Source organism: Marinilabiliales bacterium, from assembly GCA_007695015.1.
In the GTDB taxonomy this organism is placed as follows: domain Bacteria; phylum Bacteroidota; class Bacteroidia; order Bacteroidales; family PUMT01; genus PXAP01.
On the sequence record REEN01000074.1, the window covers coordinates 1 to 7,951 of the forward strand.

The following is a 7,951-nucleotide window of genomic DNA, read 5'->3' on the forward strand; positions in this document are numbered from 1 at the left end:
GCTTCTGCTCTGTATATAATATCAGGCTGTCGCGGAATGGAGCGCGGAACCATCTCAAGTGTAAGGGATGAGGATGGTAACGATATCCTTGCCGACATGGAGCTGCTCAGACTGGCATTCCCCAGGAGGGTATTTACACTCTCGCAAACGCTGTTCCTGCTTGACAGGGTAAAATGGCTTTATGCCAACCGCGAGCTTGTCGGGGGACTGAAATTCGTGGAGGAGCCACCCGTGCTGAGGTTCTTCATGGGACGCCTTGCCCCGGTAAGTGACTGGCCACAGAAGCTTGCCGCAAAGTTCAGGGAAGATTTCGGGGAGTCGTTGTAGGGTCAGGGCATTCCCTCCTGCCTCCAGTATGAACTTCTGATAAACCAAAAGTGCTGATTTTACAGCACAAACCGCCACCAGTTTGTTCCGTTTTCCTTTAGATGTAACTCCAGTATCTGACTGGAACCATCCGGACTTGTCACTGTTACCCGGTATTTGCCAAAGAACCCCCTGAATAATGCCTGACCGTTCTCATCTGTTTCAAGTACCAGGTCACGTGTCATCCAATCCTCCTTTATTAGTCTCATTAGTCTGTTGTAAACTGGTTTGGGATTATACTCCTCATCAAGCAAACCGCCTCCCTCGAGCCAGATATTCCGGTCAGAAATACCCCACCAGGTGATAGATGCAACAGAAGGGTGGCCAAAGGCGAGGGTGTAAAAATGTTCTGCAAACTCTGCCTGTGCTTCTTCTGTCCATATTCCTTCGCGCCATCCCGTGATCTCCTTTCCTGATGACTGGGGTATGAACTCGGTAATATGGATGGGCTTGCCAAACTCTGAATAAAGATCAAATGTTTTAAATATTTCAATCGGAGAGAACCAATGCTGGCGAGGCTCATGTGCCTGTATGCCAATACCGGTAAAAGGGGTATTCCTTCTGTGCAGTTCCTTGAGCAGATCATAGAAACGGTCACGTATTTCGGGTATTGCAAGGGTAAAATACTCATTAAGAATATAATCCCCATGTGGATTTGCTTCCCAGGCCCATTTATATGACTGCTCAACCCATGAGACAAATTGATCGGGCTCGTATCCGGTCACATTATACCTGAAACTATTATTGTTATCCTTATCTGCAATTGCCACTTCCCACGGGACTGTATTAATTGGTTCGTTTACAACAATCCACATATCAATTTCTCCCTTGTATCCAATTACATTGTTGAATATCCTGGCTTTGTACAGCTCGTTTATGGTTTCTTCCGGCAGCTCAAGCAGCCATTGGGGTGTACCCCATGGTCCCGTCCATCCCAGCGGGTGTCCCATACAGGTAATCCCGTTTTCAAGCGCCCAGTTTAACATCTCACTATACTCCTGCCATTGCGGATGACCAGGTTTGCTTTCATAGCTGCCCCAGATAAAGAGGAAGACTGCCTTGTTGAATAAATCCTTAAACCTTTTTTTCTGCAGATCGGTTTTATAATCCTTTTCGCCGGGACGTACCAAATTCCCGATCTTATTTCCGAAAAGGAAGTCCTGGGTGACCTGATCAACTTCAATACGCAGGTTTTTAAGAGGGTTGCCATGATCATCAACAAATGTAATAATCGCCCCGGTTTTCCGGTATTGTTCAATATTATGCCTGGCCATCGCCAGGTAGTCCTGCTCGATTGCAAGTCGTAACGACAATTCCTTTTCATGTTGATCGGATCCGGCAAGGGCCTCCATCTCTCTTATCAACTGTTCGGTAGGCTGTGCAATGTTGTAGCCAGTATACAGGAATACCAGCATTGCACAGATAACACTGACTTTCACGGTTTTTGATAACGCCATTTTGTTTTCGATCTGAAGTGGTTTTAGCTCTCTTAAAGCCGGCACAAAATAACTCAAACAGCAATCATAACCAATATAATAAATTCTGGGTAAACTCATCACAACTGGATTGGGATGCTGTATTATCTCTGTTTAAGGCAGGCAATTATATGCATGCGCTGTTTTTTGCACATTTATCTATTGAAAAACTCCTTAAGGCACATTGGGTCAAAGATAATGATGAAGATTATCCACCAAGGGTGCATAATTTAGAGTACCTTTACAATCAAACCAATCTTTCACTCGATAGTCAATATATAGATGAACTCAGGATTATTACATCATGGAACATTGAAGGACGTTATCAGGATTATCGTGACCGGTTCTATAAACTAAGTACAAAGGATTATACAGAAAGAAAATTGAAAACCGTTAAGGAAATCAGGGAATGCTTAATAAAGAAGTTGCAATAGAAAAATCCCTTCTTCTAATTAATGAACTTAGAAGAAACGGTTACAGTGCATCAAAAGCTGCCCTCTTTGGTTCTTTCGTAGATGGCAAGGCTCATGAACATTCGGATATTGATCTTGCTCTTTGGGATGAAAAGTTTACAGGTTGCTTATCAATAGATTATGAGCCTATTAAGCATATTCTCCGGAAATTTGACAGAATTGAGCTTCATACCTTTAATGAAAACGAAACATCTGAAAATAACCCATTTATAAAAGTAATTGAAAGAAAATGCATTAAACTGGCTTAAAAATTTTCATGTTTTTCGACAGCCACACGCTTTAAACAAGAACACCCATACAGTTAACCGCTCAGGCATAAATTCCGACCGTTCATCATTTTTCCTCCCAATAAACTTGCATCAGACCCGAAACTGCTGTAACTTAAATTAAAAAGCTGCAACTGCCTGTCGAACCGGGATCAACTAACAGCCTGCAGGGTCAGCATAAGTTTAACCAAAACAGCAGGATATGGGAAAAAGGGCCTCAACCTCAACCTCAACCTCCAACTCAACCCCGGCACCAGGCCGGGCACCTGCCTCAGCACCAGCATCAGCTTCTGCCCCACCCTCTGCCGCAGGACGAGCATCCTATGCAGCCGCCGCCAGCGTCAGGTATATAGTGCTTAAAAACAGCAAGTCCGAATTCTTCATCCTCCTCAGCCTGCTCTATATTTTTTCTGCAGTCATTGTAAACGAATACATCATACACGACGAGCTATACTACCGCAGCCTCGGCGGCCAGCTCAGCCTGAACGTCATCGACCAGCTGATAAGTTTCAGGAACAAATGGCAGTGGGTAGGATACATCGGAGTCCCTTTGATCCTTGCAATCAAGTTCCTGCTTGTAGCCACCTTCCTGTCGATGGGCTCGCTGGTAGCCGGCCACAGGCTCACCTTCAGGCAGATATTTGCCATGGCAATGGTTGCCGAAGTGGTATACCTGGCAGCCAGTTACATCACCACCGGCACTCTCCTGATTTCCGGCGTTCAAACGCTCGAAGATCTCAACGTCAGCATACTTTCACTCGCATCGCTCTTTCCGCACACCGCCACGCAGCCATATATCAACGTTCCATTGCAAAGCATCAGCCTTTTCCTGGCCGCCTACATTCTCTTCCTCACCTGGTGTTACAAAACGGTCACCGGCCACCCGTTCCGCAGCTCCTTTTCGCTGGTGCTCACAACATACGGAACCGCCTTTTTCATGTGGATCATCCTTGTAATGTACTTACTCATCAGCTATGGATAAACACAACAAACAGGCCGGCAGGGCCATCGCAGCTTCATTCGCAGTCCTTGTCCTGGCTGCAGCAACATTCCTCCTGTTCAAAATTGCTGAGCAAAAGCGGGTCATTGACAGCAGGAACGTTTTTACCTCTCTTGAGATATCCCTTTCGGGGAATAAAACGTACACCATCTCCGGTGCTCCCAGGGATAACCGGTTTATAGTCATCTTTTTTGACGCCGACTGCTACTATTGCCACCTGGAGGCCGAAGCTATTGTTTCGAATATTGACCTCCTTGAAGGTATTGATATATACATGATCACTTCCGGTGACCAGGAAACGGTTATGCAGTTCGAAGAGCGGCACGGACTGGCAGTTTTTCCCTCAATAAAGACAGGAAGGGTATGCGGGGAAACCATCCTGAACGGCTATGGCATCAGGGCCGTCCCGTCATTGCTGGTTTACGATGAGACCGGCCGGTTGATCTTTTCAAATTTCGGATACACACCTGTAGATGACATCCTTGCTGCTCTTGACTTATAACCTGACACTTCAAACCCTTAACCAATGAACCCCAATACCAGCACCAGAGATATCAGCGCACTCAAAAAAAGCTTCCTTACCCAGCACGACCAGTCCGATTGCGGGGTGGCCTGCCTTCACAATATCATCAAATATCACGGCGGCGAAGTAAAGCTGGAAAAGCTTCGTGAACTCAGCGGCACTAACCGCACCGGCACGACCATGCTTGGGCTGTACCAGGCAGCAGCTCAGTGCGGTTTCGAGGCTGAAGGACTGCAGGCCGGTATTGACTACCTGAAGAGAGTCGATGCACCGGTAGTACTGCATGTTACCATTGACGGCAAGTACCAGCACTACCTGGTTCTGTACAGGTACGACAACGGTAAATTCATAATTGGCGACCCGTCCCGGGGAATAAGGGAGATGGCAGCCGAGGAGCTTGAGAGGATATGGATATCAAAATCGCTTCTCAGGCTGAAACTGCTCAACGGGGCTTTTAAGAAGAAAGAGGCTGGCAAAAAGGAGATGCTTCAATGGTTCCTTGAAATCATAAAAGAGGACACAACCATACTGACCACTATACTGCTTACCGGCATTGTCGTTTCAATTCTCGGCATCGCCATAGCTGTATACTCGCAAACACTGATAGATAATCTTATTCCCTCGGGTGATCTGTTGCGGATTGTGCTTGCATCGGTGCTGATATTTCTGATTCTCGTGTCGCGGACAGCCATCGGGTATTTCAGGCAGTCGTTCATAATCCGCCAGAGCAGGGATATCAACGTCAGGATGATAGGCAAATTTTTCAGCCGGCTGCTGAGGCAGCCCATGGCCTTTTTCAACAGCCGGCGCACCGGCGACATGGTTGCCAGGCTCAACGATACCGGAAAGATCCAGCAGACAATTACATATATTACCGGCGAGCTGCTTATCAACGCGTTACTACTGATCGTCTCGCTGGCAGCGGTATTTGTCTATCATCCCCCGGCAGGGATAATCCTATTGGCCGGAATACCGGTATATTACCTTATAGCCCGTCATTACCACCCGGTAATAAAGGAAAAACAGCAGAACGTGATGGCAGCTCATGCCGGGAATGAGAGCAACTATATCTCTACCATCGAAAACGTGCAGGTTATCAGGAGCGGTAACAAGGAGGCAAAGTTTGCAGATGCCGGTAAGACTGTTTACGGTTTCTTCCAGCAGCAGTTATTCCGGCTGGGACAAACCGGCGTAGCTCTAAATGCCATTACAGAAGTTACCGGGATTATTCTTATCATGGCCGTAGTTTCGGTCTCGATAGCTGCAATGCTTGGGAACACTATGCAGGCGGGAGAGTTCATCGCCCTGCTCACCCTCACGAATAATGTTATCCCGGCCTGCGCTTCCCTCGCATTCGCCAACATCCATCTCCAGTCCGCGCGCGTCGCATTTGAGCGGACATACGAGATCTCGGCAGGCAGGCCGGAATATGACCGGGAACAGGATAAGTCAGCCATAAGGATCAATAAGTTCGAACATCTCGAAATTAAAGATGTGAGCTTCCGTTTCCCCGGAAGGAAATTACTTCTTGAAAACATCTCCATTTACCTAAAAAAGGGTGAGATCAAAACGGTATTCGGCGAGAACGGTACCGGCAAAAGCACCCTGCTCAACCTGATCCAGAGGTTCTACAGCCCCGAATCGGGCGTGATCAGGGTTAACGGAAACGATATCTCAAAGGTGTCGATAGGGTCATTCAGGAAAATACTCGGTGTGGTGCCGCAGCAGATCAGCCTGTTCAACACCTCAATACTCGGGAACATCGTTCTCGACGCTACCCCGGAAGAGGCAGAAGAGGCGGTCGGTGAACTGCAAAGACATTCACTCTTGCCGCTAATTGAACAGCAGTTTCCGCACGGACTAGCGACTATTGTTGAGGAGCGGGGACTTAATATTTCGGGGGGACAAAAAAAGCTGATCGGACTTGCCCGGGCCCTTTGCCGCAGGCCGCAGCTTCTGCTTATCGATGAACTAACCAGCTCAACCGACCGTCAACTTGAAAACTTCATAATTGACCTGATCATCAGAATTAAAGATGAGGCCCCGGTGCTGCAGGTTACCCATAACCTGAAAGCAGCAGCCATCTCAGATGAGATAATCATCATCGAAAACGGCAGGATAAGCTCCCGGGGCGGTCATGTTGAACTTATGCAATCTGAAAATATCTACAGCCTCTCTTTCATGGATTACTTTGTAACCTGACCGCTCAGGTGCTGATTCAAACCGCTCATTTTTTTCTAACAAAGCCTTGCACCTAAAAAACCTGTGTTAACTTGCTGCTGATTTAAGAAAGGATTTCAGTCAACAGCAGATTAAAATTTTTTATAACTTGTCAGGATATTTTTAATCTAAAGAGTTGCACATAACAAGTAATCTCTCTGATAAATGAAGCCTGCGACAAACTATTTACTGTCTGGTTTGAGGATATTGACCGGATGGCTCTTCCTTTATGAAGGCATTGATAAATTATTCGACACCGGCTGGACGGCCAGGTACTATCTTCTTGGATCTAGATGGCTCTTCTCCGGGTTTTTTGAGTGGATAGCCGAATCTTCCTTTCTGATGGCTGCAATTGATTTTATAAATGTATGGGGATTGATTGTAATCGGACTATTTCTGTTCATCGGATTATTCATACGGTGGGTCTCTGTGGCAGGTATCGTTCTGCTTATCTTCTTCTTTGTCGCTTATCCACCGTTCCCTGGATACGATTTTGGTTCCGTTTCAGAAGGAAGCTATCTATGGGTAAACAAAAACCTGATACTGGCCTTTGTTTTAGGGGTTTTTGCTTTGCTTCCCAAAAGTTTCACATATGGAATTGACCGGCTCATAAAACACTGGAAGGAAGAGGCACCACATTCCCACAAGGTTAGTGGAGACAATTCAGATGCATTGCAGCGGCGTCGTGAGCTGTTGCGAAATCTGATAAGCATCCCTTTTATTGGTGCATTTGCTTATGCACTTTACAAAAAGAAAAAGTGGGACAGCTGGGAGGAAAAATTCCTTACAGATCAGACCGATGCAACAACAGGAGCCACCTTATTGAGTTTCAATTACTCCCAGCTTGATGACCTGAAAGGGGAGATACCTAAAGGAAGGATCGGAGATATGGAGCTGAGCCGGCTTATTATGGGTGGTAATCTTATCGGAGGATGGGCTCATGCACGCGACCTTATCTATGCCTCACAACTGGTTAAAAGTTACCATGATGACCGCAGGGTGCTGGGAACCATGGAACTTGCTGAAAAATGCGGAATTAATGCCATTATAACAAACCCCTCTTTGGCCAGGGTAATAAACAAATACTGGCACGAAACTTCAGGCAGGATGAAGTTTATCTCTGATTGCGGATACCATGCAGGCATTCAGGAAGGTGTCAGGATGTCGGAGGAAGCTGGCGCCGCTGCAATGTATTATCATGGAGGATATGCCGACAGTGCAGCAGCCGCAGGAAATTTTGATGACTTTAAGCGGGTACTGGACTTGATCCGTGATTATGGCAAGCCGGCAGGTATTGGCGCTCACAGGCTTGAAACAATTCAAGCTTGTGTTGCCCATGGTATAAAACCTGATTTCTGGGTCAAAACCTTCCATTACCATAACTACTGGTCTGCTCAGGCAGCACCTGATCAGAAAGATGTAGAAAGCATATGGTGTGATGATCCGGCAAAAACAATCGCTTTCATGAACCAGCTTGAAGAACCGTGGATAGCATTCAAAGTTCTTGCGGCAGGAGCAATAAAGCCCGAAGAGGGTTTCATTGCTGCCTTTGAAGCCGGAGCTGACTTTATTTGCGTAGGAATGTATGATTTTCAAATTGTTCAGGACTGCAATATAGCACTTGATGC

At 46.5% G+C, this 7,951-nt stretch carries 8 protein-coding genes; 7 read left to right on the top strand and 1 reads right to left on the bottom strand.

The features are described from left to right. The coding region (locus tag EA408_11095) for a tryptophanase (GenBank protein ID TVR70530.1) at nt 1-327 on the top strand (327 nt) is incomplete at its 5' end. Between the two features lie 59 nt (nt 328-386). Here EA408_11095 and EA408_11100 read toward each other — a convergent pair. Continuing rightward, nucleotides 387-1,823 (bottom strand): glycoside hydrolase family 10, encoded by a 1,437-nt coding sequence (locus EA408_11100; GenBank protein ID TVR70531.1) that lies wholly within the window; start codon nt 1,821-1,823, stop codon nt 387-389. On the opposite strand from EA408_11100, the gene EA408_11105 reads away from it, so the two are divergent. The 6 genes from EA408_11105 to EA408_11130 all read left to right on the top strand — a co-directional run. Then, a complete protein-coding gene (locus EA408_11105) occupies nt 1,811-2,275 on the top strand; it encodes a HEPN domain-containing protein (GenBank protein ID TVR70532.1) in 465 nt (154 codons plus the stop codon). The genes EA408_11100 and EA408_11105 overlap by 13 nt on opposite strands. Next, a complete protein-coding gene (locus EA408_11110; protein ID TVR70533.1) occupies nt 2,251-2,562 on the top strand; it encodes a nucleotidyltransferase domain-containing protein in 312 nt (103 codons plus the stop codon). Before EA408_11105 ends, EA408_11110 begins: the two co-directional genes overlap by 25 nt. Nucleotides 2,563-2,782: 220 nt before the next feature. Next, on the top strand, nt 2,783-3,562 hold the full coding sequence (locus EA408_11115; protein TVR70534.1) for a hypothetical protein: 780 nt from the start codon (nt 2,783-2,785) through the stop codon (nt 3,560-3,562). Further along, nucleotides 3,555-4,082: a thioredoxin family protein gene (locus EA408_11120; GenBank protein TVR70535.1), complete on the top strand. Its 528-nt coding sequence runs from the start codon at nt 3,555-3,557 to the stop codon at nt 4,080-4,082. Before EA408_11115 ends, EA408_11120 begins: the two co-directional genes overlap by 8 nt. 24 nt (nt 4,083-4,106) lie before the next feature. Then, nucleotides 4,107-6,305: a peptidase domain-containing ABC transporter gene (locus EA408_11125; protein ID TVR70536.1), complete on the top strand. Its 2,199-nt coding sequence runs from the start codon at nt 4,107-4,109 to the stop codon at nt 6,303-6,305. A 216-nt stretch (nt 6,306-6,521) separates the two neighbouring features. Next, the coding region (locus EA408_11130) for a DoxX family protein (protein ID TVR70537.1) at nt 6,522-7,951 on the top strand (1,430 nt) is incomplete at its 3' end.

What these genes read in the sequence shown, in the direction of transcription:
- EA408_11100 (TVR70531.1), bottom strand. Translation starts at nt 1,823, where the DNA reads ATGGCGTTATCAAAAACCGTGAAAGTCAGTGTTATCTGTGCAATGCTG.
- EA408_11110 (TVR70533.1), top strand. Translation starts at nt 2,251, where the DNA reads ATGCTTAATAAAGAAGTTGCAATAGAAAAATCCCTTCTTCTAATTAAT.
- EA408_11115 (TVR70534.1), top strand. Translation starts at nt 2,783, where the DNA reads ATGGGAAAAAGGGCCTCAACCTCAACCTCAACCTCCAACTCAACCCCG.
- EA408_11120 (TVR70535.1), top strand. Translation starts at nt 3,555, where the DNA reads ATGGATAAACACAACAAACAGGCCGGCAGGGCCATCGCAGCTTCATTC.
- EA408_11125 (TVR70536.1), top strand. Translation starts at nt 4,107, where the DNA reads ATGAACCCCAATACCAGCACCAGAGATATCAGCGCACTCAAAAAAAGC.